Origin of the sequence: Candidatus Methanocrinis alkalitolerans, from assembly GCF_029167205.1 — an archaeon.
GTDB classification, from domain to species: domain Archaea; phylum Halobacteriota; class Methanosarcinia; order Methanotrichales; family Methanotrichaceae; genus Methanocrinis; species Methanocrinis alkalitolerans.
On the sequence record NZ_JARFPL010000014.1, the window covers coordinates 1 to 19,509 of the forward strand.

The 19,509-nt window shown below is 60.1% G+C and carries 18 protein-coding genes; 4 read left to right on the top strand and 14 right to left on the bottom strand.

Annotated features, from left to right (window positions below; all coding sequences use genetic code 11):
• Positions 1 to 136 precede the first annotated feature (136 nt).
• Complete coding sequence (locus P0O24_RS05780; RefSeq protein WP_316968795.1) at positions 137 to 1,714, bottom strand: COG1361 family protein; 1,578 nt, start codon at positions 1,712 to 1,714, stop codon at positions 137 to 139.
• Positions 1,715 to 1,718: 4 nt separating this feature from the next.
• Positions 1,719 to 2,870 carry a hypothetical protein gene (locus P0O24_RS05785; protein ID WP_316968796.1) on the bottom strand — a complete coding sequence of 384 codons (1,152 nt, stop codon included), beginning with the start codon at positions 2,868 to 2,870 and terminating at the stop codon, positions 1,719 to 1,721.
• A gap of 131 nt (positions 2,871 to 3,001) precedes the next feature.
• Between P0O24_RS05785 and P0O24_RS05790 the strand changes: the two genes are divergently transcribed.
• The gene (locus P0O24_RS05790) at positions 3,002 to 4,105 is read left to right on the top strand and encodes a helix-turn-helix transcriptional regulator (RefSeq protein ID WP_316968797.1); all 1,104 of its coding nucleotides are present in this window, start codon (positions 3,002 to 3,004) and stop codon (positions 4,103 to 4,105) included.
• Positions 4,102 to 4,857: a hypothetical protein gene (locus P0O24_RS05795; RefSeq protein WP_316968798.1), complete on the top strand. Its 756-nt coding sequence runs from the start codon at positions 4,102 to 4,104 to the stop codon at positions 4,855 to 4,857. Before P0O24_RS05790 ends, P0O24_RS05795 begins: the two co-directional genes overlap by 4 nt.
• Before the next feature lie 47 nt (positions 4,858 to 4,904).
• Here the strand turns inward: P0O24_RS05795 and P0O24_RS05800 are convergent, their stop codons facing one another.
• The 5 genes from P0O24_RS05800 to psmB form a co-directional block, all read right to left on the bottom strand.
• Positions 4,905 to 7,343, bottom strand: coding sequence for a DUF5814 domain-containing protein (locus P0O24_RS05800; RefSeq protein WP_316968799.1), 2,439 nt, complete (start codon positions 7,341 to 7,343; stop codon positions 4,905 to 4,907).
• A 10-nt stretch (positions 7,344 to 7,353) separates the two neighbouring features.
• Positions 7,354 to 8,142 carry a DUF7839 domain-containing protein gene (locus P0O24_RS05805; RefSeq protein WP_316968800.1) on the bottom strand — a complete coding sequence of 263 codons (789 nt, stop codon included), beginning with the start codon at positions 8,140 to 8,142 and terminating at the stop codon, positions 7,354 to 7,356.
• 3 nt (positions 8,143 to 8,145) lie between these two features.
• Positions 8,146 to 8,661, bottom strand: a complete 516-nt coding sequence (locus P0O24_RS05810) for an ArsR family transcriptional regulator (protein ID WP_316968801.1) — start codon at positions 8,659 to 8,661, stop codon at positions 8,146 to 8,148.
• 207 nt (positions 8,662 to 8,868) lie between these two features.
• On the bottom strand, positions 8,869 to 10,776 hold the full coding sequence (locus P0O24_RS05815) for a beta-CASP ribonuclease aCPSF1 (RefSeq protein ID WP_394356715.1): 1,908 nt from the start codon (positions 10,774 to 10,776) through the stop codon (positions 8,869 to 8,871).
• A 28-nt stretch (positions 10,777 to 10,804) separates the two neighbouring features.
• Complete coding sequence (psmB, locus tag P0O24_RS05820; RefSeq protein ID WP_316968803.1) at positions 10,805 to 11,428, bottom strand: archaeal proteasome endopeptidase complex subunit beta; 624 nt, start codon at positions 11,426 to 11,428, stop codon at positions 10,805 to 10,807.
• 326 nt (positions 11,429 to 11,754) lie between these two features.
• Between psmB and P0O24_RS05825 the strand changes: the two genes are divergently transcribed.
• Positions 11,755 to 12,561 (top strand): DUF63 family protein, encoded by an 807-nt coding sequence (locus P0O24_RS05825; protein ID WP_316968804.1) that lies wholly within the window; start codon positions 11,755 to 11,757, stop codon positions 12,559 to 12,561.
• 45 nt (positions 12,562 to 12,606) lie between these two features.
• A complete protein-coding gene (nadA, locus tag P0O24_RS05830; RefSeq protein ID WP_316968805.1) occupies positions 12,607 to 13,497 on the top strand; it encodes a quinolinate synthase NadA in 891 nt (296 codons plus the stop codon).
• A 15-nt stretch (positions 13,498 to 13,512) separates the two neighbouring features.
• Here nadA and fdhD read toward each other — a convergent pair whose 3' ends face one another.
• The 7 genes from fdhD to P0O24_RS05865 all read right to left on the bottom strand — a co-directional run bounded on the left by fdhD (position 13,513) and on the right by P0O24_RS05865 (position 19,373).
• A complete protein-coding gene (fdhD, locus tag P0O24_RS05835) occupies positions 13,513 to 14,259 on the bottom strand; it encodes a formate dehydrogenase accessory sulfurtransferase FdhD (protein ID WP_316968806.1) in 747 nt (248 codons plus the stop codon).
• Between the two features lie 106 nt (positions 14,260 to 14,365).
• Entirely contained in the window at positions 14,366 to 15,544 is a 1,179-nt protein-coding gene (locus P0O24_RS05840; RefSeq protein WP_316968807.1) for an aminotransferase class V-fold PLP-dependent enzyme, read from the bottom strand.
• A complete protein-coding gene (gene larE / locus P0O24_RS05845) occupies positions 15,541 to 16,371 on the bottom strand; it encodes an ATP-dependent sacrificial sulfur transferase LarE (protein WP_316968808.1) in 831 nt (276 codons plus the stop codon). The genes P0O24_RS05840 and larE overlap by 4 nt, the downstream gene beginning before the upstream one ends.
• A gap of 32 nt (positions 16,372 to 16,403) precedes the next feature.
• Positions 16,404 to 16,733, bottom strand: a complete 330-nt coding sequence (locus P0O24_RS05850; protein ID WP_316968809.1) for a transcriptional regulator — start codon at positions 16,731 to 16,733, stop codon at positions 16,404 to 16,406.
• 66 nt (positions 16,734 to 16,799) lie between these two features.
• Positions 16,800 to 17,930, bottom strand: a complete 1,131-nt coding sequence (locus tag P0O24_RS05855) for an RNA-guided endonuclease InsQ/TnpB family protein (protein WP_316968810.1) — start codon at positions 17,928 to 17,930, stop codon at positions 16,800 to 16,802.
• 250 nt (positions 17,931 to 18,180) lie between these two features.
• Positions 18,181 to 18,375 carry a MoaD/ThiS family protein gene (locus P0O24_RS05860; protein WP_316968811.1) on the bottom strand — a complete coding sequence of 65 codons (195 nt, stop codon included), beginning with the start codon at positions 18,373 to 18,375 and terminating at the stop codon, positions 18,181 to 18,183.
• A complete protein-coding gene (locus tag P0O24_RS05865; RefSeq protein ID WP_316968812.1) occupies positions 18,372 to 19,373 on the bottom strand; it encodes a radical SAM protein in 1,002 nt (333 codons plus the stop codon). Before P0O24_RS05865 ends, P0O24_RS05860 begins: the two co-directional genes overlap by 4 nt.
• Between the last annotated feature and the right edge of the window lie 136 nt (positions 19,374 to 19,509).

Here is a 19,509-nt window from a genome sequence, read left to right on the forward strand (position 1 = left end):
CTCTCTCTAATCGCTCTCTCTAATCGCTCTCTCTAATCGCTCTCTCTAATCGCTCTCTCTAATCGCTCTCTCTAATCGCTCTCTCTAATCGCTCTCTCTAATCGCTCTCTCTAATCGCTCTCTCTAATCGCTCTCTCTAAATGTATCTATCGAAGGCGACGAATATTATCAGTATCAGAGCTGGTAAGGCCCACAAAATCGGCCCGCTTCCGGGAGCTTTCCTCCTCCTTGAGTCTTGACTTTCGCCGTCGGCCCCGTCGTATAACCCCTGGCCACCGCCTCCATCCCCCACCTCCGAGGTCGAACCGTCTATCGGGAGAGGCGCCATCTCCGGCGTATCGGGGGACGTCTTCGGGTCGGCCTTCTCCACCTCCTGGACGGTGATCCTGAGCCGCGAGGATTCGACGGTGCAGGCGGTCCCGTCCTCGTCCCGGTAACAGACGGTGGCAGCCGGGATCTCGAAACTTCCGGCCGCCGGGCAGGATATGGTGTAGACCAGGGTGGCGGTCTCCCCCGGGAGCAGGAGGCTGGAGAGGTCCGTCTCCCCGGAGACGAGCCTCCCCCAGGAGGGGACCGTCTCCTTCGACGAGACCATAGTCCTCCGGTTGCCGACGTTCGTCGCCGCCAGGGTCACCGTCACCCCCCCTCCCTCCTGGACCGTGGAGGCGGAGGCCTTCTTCTCCACCTCCACCAGGGGGCCGATGACGTCGATGACGGGGCTTCTGGAGGCGACTCTGTGGGTAACACCGTCGATGGAGTAGGTCGCCTCGGCAGGTGGGAGGACCTGCCCCTCCCCCGGCTTCTTGGCGCGGATGGTGTAGCTCGCCGTCTCCATCTCCCCCGGCGGCACCGATATCTTCCACTTGAGGGCGGACTCCGCTCGGAAGTCCCCGCCGGCGGAGTCGGATAGGTCCACCGCCAGCGTCCGGTCCCCCCGGTTGCTGACGGAGAGGCGGACTATGCTCTTGTCTTTGAGCTTCATCGCCTCCTCTGCGTATTTGTAGAGCTTCAGGGGGCCGAAGATGCGAAAGCTCGTCCCGCCCCAGGACTCGTAAACGCCCCCATCGCCGTCGCGGTACCGGGCAGAAACCTTAATGGAGACCTCTTCGGGACCGGAAGTAGAGGGCGCCGCAAACCTCACCTTGATGGGGTCGACCTCCCCCGTCTCTGGGTCCCCGTCCCAGGCCTCTCCGGGGGCGAGGCTCGACCTCTTATGGATCGATGAGAAGATCGGAGGGTCCGTCGTCACCTCCACCACCACCTCTTCCGCCTCTGTCGCCCCGACGTTCTCTATCTCGACTTGGAGCCTCACCGGCTCTCCGACCTCGAAAGAGTCCTCTTGTGATATCACCAGGACCCGAAGCTCCGGGACGGCGCGGACGAGGAGGGCGACCCTCGCCCTGGGCTCCACGAGGCCGTCGACGAGCCGGTCTCTCATCCAGACCTCCTGGGCGACGACCATCACCTCGTCATCCACGGAGAAGCTCTCTCCAGATCCGAGGGCCCTCGTTGCAATCAGCTCTCCTTGCCTCGATAGCTTCAGCATCACCATCCTCGGCGTCACCTCCTCAGGGGTGAAGTCCGCCGCCACGAGGGAGTATCCGCCGATGGAGAGGGCCTCTCCCCACCGGAGCTCCCCCTCGGCCCTGTCACCCCATTCGACGGCAGAGCCCATCGTCGAGGCGAGGAGGAGGATCGTGAAGATCCTCATCATGGCCTCAACGCCTGAAGAATGCGACGTATATGGCAAGGATCGCTCCTATCGTCGATAAATAGAGGGTCGTCCTCCTGCCATGGGACGGTTCGTCCTCAAAGTCGCCCTTCTCTTCCGGGTCAGATCCCGCCTTCTTCTCAGCTCCGGGCTTCGCCGCCTCGGGGTTCGACGACGGTCCCGCAGCGCCTTTCATCCCAGCCTGCGAAGAAGCATCTTCATCTCCTCCCTCGTTGGTCAAAGGCGCCCTGGCGGTCGGTGCGGCAGCGGTGGTGGTGGCGGTCCTGGTGGCGACGGTCTTCGTTTCCCCTCTCTCCTCCGTCTCGAAGGTCATACCTTTTGGGGCGTAGAAGGTGACGACGGTCTTTCCCTCAACCCTGACGGTCTTCCTGTTCTCGTACTCGATCTTCGTCGCTGGGTCCTGCCACCTCACCGCCAGGATGTGGGTCCCCTCTTCGATGCTGAACTTGCCCAGGTCGGTGGTGCTCTCCTTCTTGGCGGTCTTCAGCCGTTCGTATTCGCCATTGATGTAGAGGTAAGCCTCCAGGTCTTCTTTGTTATCGTTCCTCAACATCACATTGACGTCGAACTTCTCCGGCGCGGTATTCCGGGTCGTATAGACGGTGACCGCCGTCACCCCTTCCACCAGGGCGACGATCTCCTCCTGGTGGGTCTTTTTGGTGTCGTCATCCCACCATGTGATCTTGAAGGTGTGAGGGCCCGTCTTCAGGGGGAATTCTCCGAACTTCTTCTCCTTATCTTTTGAGATATCCTCCGTCCCCATAAGCTGAGAGTCTATGAAGAGGGATACGCTCAGGGTGTCGTCGTCTCTGTTGAAGACGTAGACGACCGCCTCGGCGATCGTCGCCTCTCCGTCTTCCTCCCCGTCTTCGAACTCCTCATCGACCCCAGAGCCGCCGCTCCTCCCCGTCTCCGGGGACCCGACCTCTTCAGAGGCGGCGACTACCTCTTCGGAGCCGACGGCGACCTCTTCGGGAGATGCCGGCTCCGGGGGCTCGACGAAGCTGATCTCGCCGTAGACGTCGGCTTCGAGGTCGCCGACCCCCTGGATTGGGACCAACAGCAGGATGAGGATCAGAGCTTGAGAGACGAACGACGTCGCCGATCCGATCCGTTGACGTGAACCGTTGCCACTCATATCGAACTATTACATCGGATTTAATCATTTATGAATTGTGCGTATGACGGGCCCGGAAGGCGAGAAGGCGCCCAAATCTTAAATATATTCGACCTCCAACCCCCATCAAAAGAGCTATCCAAAGGATCTTGATGAAGGATATCGACATAAAGGGCCTATGGGCCTTCGCCCTCCTCGTGGCCGTCCTCCTCACCCCCGCCGCAGGGGACGAGGGCCTGGGTTCCAGGGGGCTCGTCCTGGACATATATGCCGACGAAATGGGGAAGGCTCTGGTGACGGGGTACGCCGAGGGTATCGACGGTCTTCCCTTTCTGAGCGGCTCGGAGTACCAGTACGACGAAGACGCCCTCCAGCTTTACGCCGTTACCAACGCCCTCACCACGAAGAACGGGGAGGATTGGGAGATCAGACTCCCCACCGAGGGGAGCTACGGCGAGTATCACGTCACATTTTACCTCTCGGAGAGCGTCCGGATCAGCGAGATCAGCGGCACCGAAGGGCTCGATTATCTGGTCTCCACCTCCAGCGACTCCTTCGTTGTGGAGTTTCACGGCTACGACGTGACGGAACCATCTGCCGCCGTCAGGTACCGCCAGCCTTTGAACGGCGGGAGGGCGGAAGCGGCGTCTGCCGCCCTACCGTTCCCCGGGGGATCTGCCGAGAAGCTCGTACCCGTAGTCGTCCTCATCATAGCCCTGGTCGTCATCTTCGGGGCGGTCAGCTTCAGGATGCGGGGCGTCTGCAGCTCGCCCCTTGACCCAGCAGGAAGCTCGCCTTGTCCTCCGTCTGAAGCATCGCCTCAGCCACCGACAGGTGGATCGGCTCAGGGCCCATATCAGGGCTCCGGGGCGGCGGAGGCGGGGGGCGATCTCCTAGAGGATCGGCGAGAAGACGATCGGCGAGAGGGGTTGGGTGAGGGTGCCTTTATGGTGGACCTCGTCCCCCTCCCCGACCTCGACTCCACCCCCCGTCCGGAGATGTCCAAGACCCCGATATCGGGGAAGATGACGGCGGTGATGGAGACGCTCACCGAGAGGGAGAGGTGGGTCCTGGAGGCGCTGATAAAGAACGAAGGGAAGATGACCCAGGCAGAGATAAGGCGAGAGACGGGGATTCCCAAATCATCCCTCACCGGTATCGTGGTATCTCTTGAGAGGAGAAATATCGTGACCAAGAAGGAATGGGGGAGGACGAACGTCATCGAGCTCTCCGAGAGGCTCAGGGAGGTGGGATGAGCCGGATTATCATCCTTTGGCTGGCGTCCCTCCTTTTGTTGAGCGTCGGGGGCGCGCACCTCTCCTCTGAGGAGGGGATCGGCAGAGGAGATGGCACGGCAGGTCACTTCCTCTATCAGGTCGCCGACGTCCCCCAGAACGCCGACCGACCGCCGATCCTGATAACCATAGTCCGTTCCGAGAGGGGGTTTGGGATGGGGTCTGACGGCTTGATCCTGCCGGTGAGGCTCCAGGTGGAGCGGGCCAGAGCCGTCGACCCCACCAGGGTTCGGCGTCTTCTTGGAGAGAACCGGACCCTGGGAGAGATCAAGTCCGAGATCGAGGGGAGCGGGGAGGGGTATGGCTACCGGGGGAAGATCCGTCTCGGCGAGGCGACATACCTAATCAGAAATATCAGCATCATTATCGGGGATCTGAACTCGACCCTGGAGGGGGAGGTGATGGAGCCCGTCTGGGGCGCGATTCCGGGGAGGTCCAGGGCGGGGATGGCGATGGTGGGCAAGATCAGAGTCGAGACCCGACCCCATAACGGCTCCGTCGTCTCCGTGGGGTCCGTCGTCCTCTTCGGGGGACACCGGCCGCGCCCCGAGAGCTACGCCGTCATCCTGGAGCCCTCCATCGGCGGCTCATGCCGGATGGACGTATGTCTCGGCCCCGGTACGGCCCTGGATCCCCCCATGGGGTTTTGGCATCGCCGAGGGGATGGGTCGGGGCTCTCTTCGCCTCGGCCGCCGGCGAGGCCGCCGATGTAGCTTGGGGGAGCGATCCGGGTTTTTCTCCGAAAGTTTTGGATGGTGGATCATCCCTCGATCCTCTCCCGGATCCTCTTCGCCTCCTTCGCCGTCTCTTTTTTGCCCAGGACCCGGGCCATCTCCTCGATCGCCTCCAGCCGTCGGACGACGGCGTCCAGGTAGTTTATCAGGTCCCCCGTATAGGCATATATCCCGTAATTTTCGGTGAACTCCTGGATGATCCGGCCGGGGCTAGCCCCTCCGGCCCGCAGCTCCAGGATCTTGAGGGAGGCTTTCCTCTCGGGGCAGCCGCAGTAGGGGGCGTCTTTGCAGCCGCACCGGGTGAACTCCTTGGCGAAGTTCAAGAGCTCCTCTCTCAACTTCGGGTCGAGGTTGGTGAGATCTTCGCCGCTGAGCAGGTCCATAACAGAGCCGTGGAACGCCCTCGATGAGACCTGCATCCTAAGCTTCATCGATATCCGGTCTGCGGCCTTGAGGTAGAGGTCGGAGAAGATCTCCAGGTCGACGGCCACCTCCAGAGGATCCCCATCTTCGGCGAGCCCTTTCCTGATCACCACGACCTCTTCTGGGGTGAGGAAGTGGGCCGCCGCCGCCCTTCCGATCCGGGTAGGGGCGATCCCTCTCACGAGATCGGCATCGATGAGGGCCGCAAGGTTCGATCTCAGATCGTCGAGGCCTATCGTCAGGTGGTGGAGCCTTGCGAGCTCGTCCATCGATCTCGCCACCACGGCGTTGGCCAGGACCTCCTCTTGCTGTTCTTCTTCTTCGTACTCGGGGAGGACGTCCTCCATCTTCCCCCGGAGGAGGCGGAGGGCCACCTCGTCCTCGGACTCCCCCTTCCCTCCCTGGTACTTTTTGCCAGGCTCGGGGAGGAGGTAGACGATCCCGCGATCGTGATAGCCGGGCCTTCCTGCCCTCCCCAGCATCTGGTTGAACTCGTGGACGGAAAGCCACTCTATCCCCATGGCGAGGGAGTCGAAGATCACCTGGGAGGCGGGAAAGTCGACCCCCGCCGCGAGGGCCGCCGTCGTAACCACGGCATCGATATCAGCCCTTCCGAAGAGGAGCTCCACCTTCCTCCTCTGGTCGTACTGCATCCCGGCGTGGTAGGCGGCGGAGTTGGGGATAGCCATGGAGAGGCTGTTGCAGTTCTTCCGCGAGTTGGTGAAGATGATCGTCTGGCCCTTGTAACCGGTGGAGGAGGTCTTGGAGGCCGCCTCCTTGACGAGCCGCCTGAGCAGTCCCCTCTTATCCCGGGGTTCGGCGAAGATGAGGTGGCGCTCGATGGGAACCGGCCTCACATGGTAGTCGATGAGGTCGGCGCCGAGCTGCTCAGATAGGGTTTTTGGGTTTCCCACCGTTGCAGAGAGGTAGATGAACTGGGCCGTGGGAAATGAGAACCGGAGCCTTGCGATGAGCCCCGAGAGCCTGTGGCCCCTCTCCTTCTCCTCCAGCATGTGGACCTCGTCGATCACCACAGTCCCCACCTTCCCGAGGTCCCTCCCCGTCCGGAGGAGCTGGTCGACCCCTTCGTAGGTTCCGACGATGATCTCGGAGTGGAGATCCTGGCGGAAGCTCTTACCCTTCCCCAGCTTGATTCTGGAGACGCCGACCCTGATGGAGGCCTTCGCTCCCAGATCCCTATAGAGGGAGAGCTGGTCGTACTTCTGGTTGGCGAGGGCGACGAGGGGGACGAGGAAGAGGAGCTTGCCCTTTCCCGAGAGGAAGTTTTTGATCCCCGCCATCTCCCCCACCAGGCTTTTGCCGGTGGCGGTGGCCGAGATGACCAGGAGGTTTCTTCCTTCCAATAGGCCCCCCGCCACCGCTTTCGCCTGGACCGGGAGGAGGGTCTTTGTCCTATTCAATAGAAAGCTCTTGAACTGTGCTGGGAGGTCGAGGGCCTCCACCGGCATCGGGTCCTCATCCTTCTCCGCCGGGATCTCGTCGAACTTCGTCAGCGCCGAGTCGATCCTATCGAGGGCCAGGAGGGAGAGGACGTCGTCGAGGTTTCTCCTCTTGAAGAGGACCCTCGCCAGGTGGAGCTTCGCCGCCCGCCCTAGATGCCTGAAATCCGCTTCTCGTTTCAGCTCCTCTGTGGCACATCTCTCGCAGATCAGCCCCCCCTTGAATCTGACCGCCCCCTTGTCCAGGGGTGTGAACTTCCTCTTCTCCGAGAGGCAGAGCTGGCAGATGGAGACCTTCCTAAAAGAGAGCTGATACCCTTCGAGGAACTCGACGAACTCCTCTTCCATGGCGGGGTCGCCCCTGGCGACGTATATGGCGTCGGCCTTTCGGAGGAGCCTGATGAGGTCTTCGGGCTGGAGGTACTTCTCGTCGCCGTCCTTCTTCACCAGAAACTTCCTGGGCCGAGGGCCCTTGGGGGTATCCTTGAGCCGGAGATGCCCTTCAAAGAGCGTCTCCGCCCCCCGGAGGGGGAGGATGAGAACTCGTCCCTTCTCCGCCCTCGCCAGGACCTGGATCTGCATCTCCTCCAGGTCAGGAGGCGGTGAGGTCGACGAGCTCGTACTTCAGCCCCTCGGCCTCGAGCCTCCCCATGAGGTTTGGGACCTGTTCGTCGACGCAGACGATCACCGAAGAGACGCCGTGGAAGGCGGACTCCACCGCCGACTCCTTCGCCCCGAAGAAGACGTCCGGCTCCCGACCGACCTTCTTCAGGGCGACGAGAGGCTCTATCCCCAGGGCCCCCACCATCTTCCCCTCCCCGACGATCTTCTTGAGGGCTTGAAGGTCCACCTTCCTCGACCCTCCCATCTGGACCCTGGGGACCTTGCAGACGGTGACCGTCCCCTCCTTGAGGCTGATCAACCCCTTGAGGTTTGATACCCCCACGTCCTCTCCGGCGAGGGCGTCGGAGATGGTGACGGCCGTCGCCCCGTCCCCTTCCTTCCGGCCGGCGTAGAGGAGTCCTCCTCTCATCGCGAGAGATACCGTCTGCCCCTCTTCGAGATCCTCGTCGGCGATGGCGGACCAGACCGATACGTGGCTTATGATCTCTTCCATCACAAACCGTGCGTACCGTTTCAGCTCGGCTGCGGACTCCAGCAGCATCTCCACCCCCTCCTTGGTGATCCGGTACCTCATCCTCCCGTCGGATATCACAAGCCCGTCGGCCACCAGGTCCTTGATGTACTCGGAGATCGCCTGGGGGGTGACCCCGAGCCTCTCGGCCACCTCCTTCTGCCGGACGTTCGGCTGGTTTGCGGCTATCTCTACCAGGATCTGAAACCTCGAGCTGTCCCTCTTGCTCTGTAAAACGTCGACCATCTTCTAACCCTCTTCTCTGGAGAGCTCGATCCTCTGTCCCCTGACGGCGAGCCTCTCCGCCCGTTTGGCAGATCCCCTTATGAAGGCCTGGCTGAGATCGAGCTCTCGGGAGAGGTTGGATAGGGAGGTGTTCCCCTTGGCGACGAGCTCCTCGATCCTCTCGGTCCCCTCTCGGATCTCATCATCCGACATGGATGTCAGGTATATCAGCTCGCTCAGGTCCTCCAGGGAGCAGACGAAGTTGGCCTGGACCCTGGAATAGCTGGAGTGATACTCCTTCTCCGGACTTTCGCCGGGCTTCGGCATCTTCCACTTCGTCTCGATCAGCCCGCTCTTCTTCAGAAGCACCAGGCTCCTTTGAACCCCTCTCTCGTCGCCCAGGAGCCCGACGAGATCCTTTTCTGTACGCCAATCAGAGCAGAGCTCTTCAAAGACCCTTTTGTGAACTTCTGAACCGAAAGCCAGGAGCAGAGGAACAAGATCGGAGGGATCGTTGATGATCCGAGTTCTCTTTCCCATCGCACTAAACCTCATCGGCCAATTGGCGCTCAAATTTGATAAATCTTTTGAAGAATCCATCGCCGCCGCCGGAGCGGAGGGGAGGGAATCTGGGGCCCTCAGAGGATCCCAGGCCGAGGGAGAAGGGGCCACGGGTATCATGTTGCCGCCCAAGGTTTTTTCCATATCCTCCCGGGCGGCCGTCCTGCTTCGCCCCTTCCGCCCGCATCAGACCAGCCGTGTCGTCTCCAGGTTCATGGGCGCCATCGTCGGTATCCTGTACTTCTTGTAGATGGAGCTGGCGAGGTCGAGGCAGTTGCTCTCGTCGCCGTGGTTTGTTATCACCCTCGAAGGCTTTGGGTAGACCCTTCTGACGTAATCCATAAGCTGGTTGCGGTCGGAGTGGCCGGAGAACCCGTCAACGGTGACCACCTCCAGGTTGACCTTGACGGTCTGGGTCTTCCCGCCGGAGGATAGGGGGATCTCGCTCCACCCCTTCTGGATCCGGCGCCCCAGAGTTCCTTCGGCCTGGTATCCTACGATGACGAGGGTGTTCTTCTCGCCGGGACCCAGCCCCTTCAGATACTCCAGGATCGGGCCGCCGTTCATCATTCCGCTCGTCGCCAGGATGACGGAGGGGTCGCCCTCCATGATGCTGGCCCTGTGATTTGCGCTCTCCACCTGGACGAAGCATTCCGAGAGGAAGGGGTTGATCCCCTTATGGAAGATCAGGTCCCGCAGCTCGTTATTCAGGTACTCGGGGTACGACGTGTGGATGGCCGTCGCCTCATAGATCATGCCGTCGAGGTAGACGCTGATCTCGTCGAGGGACTTCTTCCTGATCGCCTCCTCCAGGGCGATCATCACCTCCTGGCTTCTTCCGACGGCAAAGGCCGGGATTATCACCTTTCCGCCCCGTTTTATCGTCTCCCTCACCACCTTCAGAAGCCTCGTCTCCGCCTCTCTCCTCGAGGGCTGGGTGCTGGACGACCCGCCGTAGGTCGCCTCCATCACCAGCGTCTCAAGCCTCGGGAAGGTGTGGACCGCCGGGTCGAAGAGCCTCGTCTTCTCGAACTTGAAGTCTCCTGTAAAGGCGACGTTGTAGAGGCCGTCTCCGACGTGGAAGTGGCAGATGGCAGAGCCGAGGATGTGGCCTGCATTGTGCATGGTGAGCTTGGTATCGGGGGCGATGTCGGTGACGTCGCCGTAGTTGAGGGTGATGGTGTGCTTCAGAGCCTCCCTGATCATCGCCGACTCGTAGGGGATCCTCTTACCCTCCCTTCCGGCTATATCGATGTAGTCGAGCTGGAGGAGGACGAAGAGGTCTCTCGTCGGCTGGGTGCAGTAGATGGGCCCCTCGTAACCGTACTTGTAGAGCATCGGAACGAGCCCTGCGTGGTCGAGGTGGGCGTGGGTGAGGACGACGGCGTCGATCTGGTTCAAGGGGTAGACCTCGGGTATGTAGAGGTAAGGGGTAGCGCTGTCGTCGGAGCCGACGTTCACCCCGCAGTCGACGATGATCTTAGACTCCGGGGTCGAGAGGAGCATGCAGCTTCGCCCCACCTCCCGGCACCCTCCCAGGGTCGATATCCTAACCCACTGGTCTTTCGAGGCGACGTCTCTATGGATCTTCCTTCCGATCGTCTTAAGGATCTCTTTCCTTTCTGACTGGACGGACCGGAGGTAATCTTTTGTGTTGGCGATGGTGGAAGACCTCACAGGAGGGGTCCTCACCACCTTCGGGGTCCAGCCGATGAGCTTGGTGATCTCCCGGAGGGTGGCTCCATGGCGCCCTATGACAAGCCCCGGCTTTTCGGCCTCGATCACCACCTCTCCGGTCTGGCCGTCGAAGTAGTAGTCGGTGAGCCCCGCTTCGGGGGGCACCGCCTGCTGGATCTTCTTCACCGCCCCCTCGGGGTCGGCCAGGACCTTGAGGTCGGGCCTGACTACCACCCTCTTTCTCAGATCTTTTGCGAGGGATCGGACTATCTCACCATCGTCTGCCAGCCTTCGGGGGTCGTCGGTGTATATTACCAGCTCAGGGCCCTCGAATTCGATGCCGGTGACGTTTATGTTCGGAGGCAGTCTACTCTGCACTCTCCGCTTAAGCTCAAGGAGCACTTCCTCAACAGACAATGAAATACACCCAAAAAAAATTTATTAATCAGAGGGCACGGCGGATATTCTCCACAGAGGATTCATCCGCGACCTCATACCCGTCGCCGGTGATCTTTACAACCTGTATGACGTCGCCAGAAGCCGAATCCCTCTTTATGGCGTTGTGGATGGCCCGAATCCCCAGTTTCGCCCCCTCTTCGACGTCCATCTTGGGATCGTATAGCGCCTCCAGGACGCCGTAGGCGGTGGGAGAGCCCGATCCAGTGGCCACGACTTTATGCTCCTCGATCTGGCCGCCCAGGGCGTCCAGGGAGAAGAGCTTTGGCCCCTTCTTGTCCACGCCGCCCAAGAGGAGCTGTACCATGAAGGGGAAGTATCGCCTGGAAGCGAGGACGTTCGATAGAAGGGTGGCGGTCCCCTTGACCGTCATCGGCTCGCCCCTCTGCATGTTGTATAGCCTCGACTCCACCTGGATCATCCTGACGATGGACTGGGCGTCTCCCACCACCCCTGCGGTGGTCAAGCCGACCCTTTCGGCCAGCTGGTATATCTTCTGGGCGGTGGTGCTGGCTATGAAGTGGCCCATGGTGGCCCGGCTCTCTGATGCGAGCACCACACCATCTTTGCAAACGATCCCCACCGTAGTTGTGCCTTTGAAGACCTCGACCATCTAAATACCTCGGATTAAAATCAGAAAACGGACAGATTCTCTTCGCCCACATCACTATATAAAGCTTCCGCGCCCATGGGACCCTTGATATGGAGAAGTGCTGGCGGCAGGCTCCATGGTCCATTAAAAACCATCCTCGAAGTGATGACTATGGGGCCGAAGGCCGTCCTACATCTCGTCGCAACGGCCTTATCGATACGTATCAGCCCACAGGAACGATCCTTAAATATGATCCGATCCTTAAATATGATCCTTAAATATACTATGGTACCTCCAAGTCCGGCAAGTTCGAGATCGACGAGATCGTGGAGAGGAGATCGGCGCCTTTGCACCCCTGGATATACGAATACTACGTGGACCCCATAGTCTACGACTCCGGCTACAACCCGGTGAACACCGTCACCTGGGCCCTCATCCTCGGAGGCATGATCTTCTTGGCCATCAGGCTCTTCCGGAGGCTTGACATAGTCTTGGACGAGCGGTTTGCATTATACACCGCCCCATACATCCTGGCGGGGGCGAGCCTCAGGGTCGTCGAGGACGCTGGTATGGTGGCCGCCCCTGCAAGCTACCTCCTCATAACCCCTTTCATATACTTCCTGGTGGCAGCGGCGGCCCTCTTCTGCCTCGTATTGTCCAGATGGGCGATTGGTGCCGGGCATCTTGCAATCTACGCCGCCGTCGGCCTCGTCTGGACTGCAGCCAACCTCATCGCCCTCTTCACCCGGGGGACTGAAAGCCTCCTGGCCCCGGCGGCGATATTCGCTCTCGGGTCCGCCGCCGCCCTGGCGGTGATGGCGGTGGGGCATCGGCTGAACCTCCGTTTCCTATCGGATCGGCTCCACAGGCTGATCCTATGGGCTCACATGATGGATGCCACATCCACCTACATAGGGGTGGATTGGTTCGGCTACTACGAGAAGCACGTTATACCAAACTTTTTGATCGACCTTTCGGGGACCGCCCTGGTGATGTACCCCCTGAAGCTTTTGATCCTTATCCCCGTCCTCGCCCTCATCGAGGGCGGTCTCCGGGACGATCCGCCCCTCCGGAACCTGACCCTCCTCGCCCTCCTGACCCTGGGGCTCGCTCCTGCTTTGAGAAATACCATCAGGCTGACCCTCGGAATCTGAATGATAACAATTGTTATATAGCCGTCGTAACCGTTCTTCGACCTCATGATGGAAGAGATATCCCGTTTGAAAGAGGATCTGGGGGCTGTCATCCTTGCTCATAACTATCAGCCCGGTCCGGTCCAGGATCTGGCAGACCTGGTGGGAGACTCGCTGGAGCTTTCCAGGGCTGCGGCAAGGCTGGACAGCCGGGTTATAATATTCTGCGGCGTCGACTTCATGGCGGAGACGGCGGCTATACTCTCCCCCGATAAGAGGGTGATACTCCCAGCGCTGGAGGCGTGGTGCCCCATGGCTTCCATGATCGCCGCCGAGGATCTGAGGGATCTTAAGTCGGCTTATCCGGAGGCGGCCGTCGTCTGCTACGTCAATTCCACCGCCGAGACGAAGGCGGAGTCTGACATCTGCTGTACCTCAGCCAACGGGGTGGAGGTGGTCGCCTCCCTGGCGGAGGAGGAGGTGATCTTCGTCCCGGATCAAAACCTCGCGGACTACATCTCCAGATGGACGGAGAAGAAGATCATCAAATGGGACGGTTACTGCTATGTTCACGACCGGTTCACCCCTGAAGAGGTGAAGGCGGCGAGGCTCGCGCACCCCGGGGCGGAGGTCCTGGTCCATCCGGAGTGCAGGCCCCGTGTCATCGACCTTGCAGACACCGTCTGCAGCACCTCTGGGATGGGGAGGCGGGCGAAGGCCAGCGGGGTGGAGGAGTTCGTCATTGGGACTGAGGTGGGGATGATCTACAGGCTCGAGAAGGAGAATCCGGGTAAGCGGTTCTACCCATTGAGCCCGGAGGCGATCTGCACCAACATGAAGAAGACGACCCCGGAGAAGGTCCTCCGGGCCCTCAGGACCCTGGAGCCGAGGGTGGTGGTGGCCGAGGAGACGGCGAGGCTGGCCAGAAGATCAATAGAGAGGATGCTATCCCTTTAGAGAGGTTGCGGCTCATCAGCCCTTTATCCTCTCCCGGCCGGTGTAGACGTTCATCTTCTCCCCTCTAACGAAGCCAACTATGGACAGGCCGGTTCTTTCGGCGATCTCGATGGCGAGGCTCGTGGTCGCCCCCCTGGAAGCTATGATCCCAACCCCGGCCCGGGAGCACTTCAGGGCCATATCCGAGGATATCCTCCCGGTGGTGGCGACGAAGGTCTCCTCGAACCTGACCCCATCCAGGAGGCCGCGGCCTAAGACCTTGTCGAGGGCGCTGTGCCTGCCTATGTCTTCGACTTTGCAGATGACCCCCCGTCTATCGAAGAGCCCCACGGAGTGGACGCCTCCCGTGGCCTTATGAAGCTGCGACATGGAGATCTCCTTTACGGCCGCCCGAAGGTCCCCTCTCTCGATCCTCAGGTCAGATACCACCTTCGCAAGCTTCGACTCGTCCAGGAAGGAAGAGGTTCCACCGCATCCGCTCAATATCGGCCTCTTTGACCTGATCGCTCTTATCGGATTGGTCAGTACCACCTTTACAACGTTCTCCTCTACGTTCAGGGATTCGATCTCTTCGAGCCCTTTTACGATCCCTTCGGAGAAGAGGTGGCCTGCAACGAACTCCTCCTGCATGGCGGGGCTCGTCATGGCCGTGGCGAAATGCCTCCCGTTAATAAATATCGAGAGGGGCGTCTCCTCTACCACCGGGTGGACGCCTTCTACGGCCTCGTCACCGTCCAGCTTGAGACATGAAAATACCTTCATCAATGGAGACCACCCCGAGATATCGAGACGTTCTTGGTGCAACAGGTTATCGAACCGTCATATCGAACCATCTTATGGAACCGCCATATCGAACCGTCATTCTGACCTAAGCCATCTTCGATATCTCTTCAACGGCCGCGAGGAGCTCCTCTACCTCTTCGGAGGTGTTGTATAAGTATAACGACGCCCGGACGGTCCCTGCCGGGAGGCCGAGGTGTCTCATGAGAGGCATGCAGCAGTGGTGCCCCGACCTGACCATAATATCCGACCCCTCGTCCAGGAGGTGGGCGACCTCGGTGGGGCTCACGCCCGCCACGTTGAACGAAATGATCCCGACCCTCTCTCTCGAATCGACGGAACCGTAGACCTCGACCCCCTCGATATCGAGAAGCCCTGCAAGAAGCCGTCTTGTGAGCCGGCCCTCGTGGAGGGCGATCTCCTCCATGCCGGCGTGCCGGAGGTAGTCGACGGCAGCCGCGAGGCCGATCCCCCCCGCCACGTCGGGAGATCCCGCCTCATACCCTTCGTAGCCCCCCTTCAGGGTGTAGCCCTCAAGGTCGACCTCCTCGACGGCCCCCCCGCCGACGAGGAGGGGGAGGAGGTCATACTCCCTCATCCAGAGGGCCCCCGTCCCCGAGGGGCCGAGCATCTTGTGGCCGGAGAAGCAGAGGTAGTCGCAGCCGAGGTCGCCGACGTTCGTCGGGAGGTGGGGGACGGACTGGGCGCCATCGAGGAGGAGGGGGGCCCCCCTCTCCCGGCAGATCTCCGAGACCTCCCTCGCCGGAAGGGCGGTACCCAGGACGTTGGATGCGATCGTCATGGCGACGAGCATCGTATCGCCATCTATTGCGGCTTCGAAGCTGGCGGGGTCGAAGGACCCATCCGGGTCCGGCTTCACGATCTTCAGGCCGACGCCCATATCCCTCAGCCTCATCCAGGGGAGGAGGTTAGAGTGGTGCTCTGCTGCCGTCGTCACCACCACGTCCCCCCGCCGCCATTTTAAGCCTTCAGCGACGGCGTTTATCGCCTCGGTGGTGTTTCTGGTGAAGACCACCCCCTCTTCGGCGCCGATGAAGTCGGCGACATTCCGGTGGGCGTTTCTGTAGAGATCGTCCGCGAGGCGGGATAGTCTGTAGACCCCGCGGCCGACGTTCGCCCTGTAGCCTCGATAGTATTCCAGGATCGAGGCGAGGACCGGCTCGGGGGTGAGGCTCGTCGAGGCGCTGTCCATGTAGATGACGTCTTTCAGGAGGGGAAAGTCCCGCCTTATCTCTTCGGGGTTCATAGGACCTCGTTTGTGCTTCCCGTTCTGTAACCTTCCAGGTCCAGGCAGACGTATGAGAAACCGATTCTCTTTAGCTCTTTTGCGACCTCTTCCCTCATCCCCAGGATCCTGTCCAGATCTCCCTCTTCCACCTCTATCCTGGCGGTCCTCCCGGAGACCCTCGCCCTGACGGTCCCAAGTCCCAGGCCCAAGAGGAACTCTTCGGCCTCCTCCACCATCCTCAATTTGTCGGGGGTGATCCTCTCGCCGTAGGGGATCCTGGAGGCGAGGCAGGCCATGGGGGGCTTATCCCAGAAGGGAAGGTCCATCTCCTTCGCCAGGTCCCTGATATCCGATTTGGAGAGGCCCGCCTCGGCGAGGGGGTGGATGATCCCCTCCTCGTCGGAGGCTCTGATCCCGGGGCGGTAGTCGTCGTAGTCCGAGATGTTCACCCCGTCGGCGACCCTTCCGATCCCCTCCTCTTCCGCGATCTTCCTGAGGGCTTGGGCGATCCCCCTCTTGCAGAGGGCGCACCTGTCGGGGGGGTTGTTGGCGATATCCTCGGACTCGAGGATCCGGTAGCTCGCGATCCGGTGGCGCAGGCCCAAGGATCGGGCTATCTTCTCCGCCTCCAGAAGTTCGCTTTTCGGCATCGCCTCAAAGTCCAGGGTCACGCATAAGGCCCCATCGCCGAGGACCTCGGCGGCCACCCAGGCTAGAAAGGAGCTGTCCAGGCCGCCGGAGAAGGAGATCAGTATCCTTTCATCCTCGCGGAGGATCTCCTTAAGCCTCTCCAGCTTCTCCGGCCTCTCTTCGAGCCTCACCGTCAGTTCTTCTCCGCCTTTCATTCTTCTCCGCCTTTCATATCCCTCGGCTCGTATCACCGGCAGCCTTCACATCCATCCCGGACCTCGGCCTCTTCGCCCTCCCTCAGCATCCTGCAGATCTCGCAGATCTTGTCGGTGGGGTCGAAGGCGTCGCTTCCGACCATATCGTCGGCCAGCCTCGTTATCGCCTGGTTTACCTCTTCGCTGAAGGCGATGCTGTACCCTCTCTTCTTGGAGACGTACTGGGAGACGGCGGGAGGGCTGATCTTCAAGAGCTGGGAGACCTCCTTCTGAGATAGCCCCCGGTCCACCAGCTCTTTGGCGACGGCAGCCCTTATGCTCGGGAGGGTCTCCCAGACGGCGGATTCGCATGGAAGCTTCATATTCCTCAAATATCAATTTCAGTCTATAGCTCTTCTGGATAACGATCGTGAATTTATGGGATGTGACTACTCCCCGCCCTGAAGGGCGGGGCTTCTAGCTTTTGGCAGAGACTGTAGCCCCAGTCTCAGAATGTTTATCGCCGCGTTCTCGTCACGGTCCATGACCAGCCCGCATTGAGGACATCCATGGACCCGATCCGATAGCGACTTCGGCACTTTAAGACCGCACCTGGAACATAGCTGACTTGTGTTCCGAGGATCTACTAGAACCACCATCGAACCGGCGCTCTCAGCCTTGTACGATGTGGTTATCACTAGCATCCTCCAGGCAGCGTCTGATATGCTCTTAGCCAGGCAGTGGTTCTTAAGCATGTTCGTGATACTCAGATCCTCGAAAGCAATCAGCCCGAACCTTTCGACCAGGTTGTGACTGACCTGATGAGCAAAATCGTATCTGCGGTTGGCTATCCGCTCATGGGTCCGCGAGACGACTTTGAGAGCTTTCCTCCTCTCAGGAGTTTCCTTCTCATATTTGGATAGTCGTCTTTGAGCTTTGGCCAACGCCTTCTCCTCAGATCGAAAGAACCGGGGGTTATCGATCTTCTCTCCGTTGGATAGCGTAGCGAAACTCTCCAGCCCCACATCGATGCCCGCCATCAACCCATCTTTCCAGGGAGGCTTCGGAGGATCGTCGATCTCCACTGAGAAGCAGGCAAACCATTTTCCGGTCGAAGATCTCCGAACGGTTAACCTCTTGATCTTCCCTTCGATGGGTCGGTGGAGCTTGATCTTGACATCTCCGATCTTGGAGAGGTCGAGCTTCCCGGAAGACAGTTTGAATCCCAGCTGTGGATAGGTGAACGAATCGTACCATCCTTTCCCCTTGAACCTGGGATACCCTGGGGTCTCTCCTGCTTTGACCCTTCGGAAGAACGCTTTAAAGGCCAGATCTACCCGTTCTTGGACGTTCTGGAGGGTCTGAGAGAATACCTCCTTCAGCTCTGGTTTGTTTTTCTTCCACTCTGGCAGCAAGTTGTGAGTCTCATACTTAGATATGGATTTGCCTTCTTGTTCGAAAGAGTTTTTTCGATATGCCAAAGTCTCGTTATAGGTCCATCTACACAGCTCCAAGGTCTGTTCCATCTTAGATCGCTGTGCTTTTGTCGGATAGATCCTATATTTGAAGGCTTTAAGCATTATACTCACTTATGCTGTTATGGTATTTAAAGATTCATAGCTTAAGGAGGGGTACGATTCATCCCCGGCCCGAAGACCGGGGTTTTCTCTACCCCTGCACCCCGCCTCTATAACCTTTATAAACCTTATTCGTCTGCCAGATCAGAGGATTTTCGACTCAGGACGACGATCTTGTGAGTCGAATGGTTTAGCCAGCCATTATGGAGGATCAAAACCTGTAGCGGGTCGGACCATAGTTACCTCTCCTGAATCATCCTCCGTGAACGACCCTTATCACCCGGATCTCATCCTCTTCCCCCGCCAGATCCTCCTCCGGGACTATCCTGCCGTTCCTGGCCACTAGGACCTCCAGGGGGTTGATCCCAAGCTCTTCCAGGAGGTCTCTTATCGAAGATCTCCCTGAAATCATCGCCCTCGTCTCGCCATCGGGGAGGATCACCCTCATGGATCACGCCTCATGACGTCTCTGTGGGGGGTCATATCGCATCCCGTGCAGGGAAGGCACATCGTCTCGGCGAGGTCTGCCCTGAGGCCGTGCTCGTCCAGGAGATCTCGGAGCATCCGGGCGAGGGTCAGGAGCCTATCTGCTGAGGGCCTTTTTACATAAACCTCGCCGGCCCGTAGGGGGTGAGGGGAGATCGGCCTCAGTATCGGTATCACCCCCATCTCCACAAGCCTCCTCGCCCCCGCTTCGACGGTGGCGTCCCCCTCTCCCAGGCCGATGATGAAGTTTGTAGTGACCCTGTTCTCGCCGAAGACCTCGACGGCCTTCTCCAGGGATTCGAGGATGAAGGGGAGGGAAAGGCCCGGACAGCACCTCTCGAAGATCTCCCGGTCCATCGTCTCGACGTTGTACTTCACCTCCGCCGCCCCCGCCGCGTAAAGGATCTCAGAGCTGGAGGATGTCGGATATACCGAGACGCCGATGGGCAGATCATAGATCTCCCGGAGGGCTCTCACCGCCGACGCCACGGTCTCCACCTCCTCCTCCGGCGACCTGGCTACGCCGCTGGTGAGGGATATCGCCCGCATCTCGCCGGTCCGGTCGGCCTCCTCCACCAGCTCCAGGATCCGGTCCAGGTCCTTCGCCTTCCCGGAGAGCTTCGGCACGGGACAGAACTTGCAGTCGAAGATGCAAGCTGGGCTGACCGTCAGGTACGCCTGCTGCGGGCAGTGGCAGAGGGCGGGCTCAAGCCTCCCCCGGGCGATCTCGGCGCCTTCGTGGAGGATGATCACGTCCCCTTTCCGGCCCAGGACCTTCAGGGGAGAGCTCCTGCTTATGGATAGCCTCACCCGGTGCTCCCCAGACCGGAAGAAGAAGGACTCCTTCCCGGCCCCGGGGCCTGCGACAGGTACCGTCGTTCCCGCACCCGCCTTAAGAAGCTCTTCGTCGATATCGGCGCTCCCGATGCTCACCAGGAGCGCCTTGGTCTTTGAGTCCATCTACACCTCAAATCATCGAGATCCTATAGCCTCTCACGGCTAAATCCTCAAGAATCCCCAGACCATCAATATGACCTTCCGTTCTCCGGTCGGGCGATCAGGCCATCGATTTACAATTGTTAACATAAATTGGAGC

Coding starts and splice junctions, on each gene's coding strand:
- P0O24_RS05850 (WP_316968809.1), bottom strand. CDS start 16,733: ATGAAGCTTCCATGCGAATCCGCCGTCTGGGAGACCCTCCCGAGCATA.
- P0O24_RS05805 (WP_316968800.1), bottom strand. CDS start 8,142: ATGGTCGACGTTTTACAGAGCAAGAGGGACAGCTCGAGGTTTCAGATC.
- P0O24_RS05785 (WP_316968796.1), bottom strand. CDS start 2,870: ATGAGTGGCAACGGTTCACGTCAACGGATCGGATCGGCGACGTCGTTC.
- nadA (WP_316968805.1), top strand. CDS start 12,607: ATGATGGAAGAGATATCCCGTTTGAAAGAGGATCTGGGGGCTGTCATC.
- P0O24_RS05840 (WP_316968807.1), bottom strand. CDS start 15,544: ATGAACCCCGAAGAGATAAGGCGGGACTTTCCCCTCCTGAAAGACGTC.
- P0O24_RS05855 (WP_316968810.1), bottom strand. CDS start 17,930: ATGCTTAAAGCCTTCAAATATAGGATCTATCCGACAAAAGCACAGCGA.
- P0O24_RS05790 (WP_316968797.1), top strand. CDS start 3,002: ATGAAGGATATCGACATAAAGGGCCTATGGGCCTTCGCCCTCCTCGTG.
- psmB (WP_316968803.1), bottom strand. CDS start 11,428: ATGGTCGAGGTCTTCAAAGGCACAACTACGGTGGGGATCGTTTGCAAA.
- P0O24_RS05865 (WP_316968812.1), bottom strand. CDS start 19,373: ATGGACTCAAAGACCAAGGCGCTCCTGGTGAGCATCGGGAGCGCCGAT.
- P0O24_RS05860 (WP_316968811.1), bottom strand. CDS start 18,375: ATGAGGGTGATCCTCCCCGATGGCGAGACGAGGGCGATGATTTCAGGG.
- larE (WP_316968808.1), bottom strand. CDS start 16,371: ATGAAAGGCGGAGAAGAACTGACGGTGAGGCTCGAAGAGAGGCCGGAG.
- P0O24_RS05810 (WP_316968801.1), bottom strand. CDS start 8,661: ATGGGAAAGAGAACTCGGATCATCAACGATCCCTCCGATCTTGTTCCT.
- fdhD (WP_316968806.1), bottom strand. CDS start 14,259: ATGAAGGTATTTTCATGTCTCAAGCTGGACGGTGACGAGGCCGTAGAA.
- P0O24_RS05780 (WP_316968795.1), bottom strand. CDS start 1,714: ATGATGAGGATCTTCACGATCCTCCTCCTCGCCTCGACGATGGGCTCT.
- P0O24_RS05800 (WP_316968799.1), bottom strand. CDS start 7,343: ATGCAGATCCAGGTCCTGGCGAGGGCGGAGAAGGGACGAGTTCTCATC.
- P0O24_RS05795 (WP_316968798.1), top strand. CDS start 4,102: ATGAGCCGGATTATCATCCTTTGGCTGGCGTCCCTCCTTTTGTTGAGC.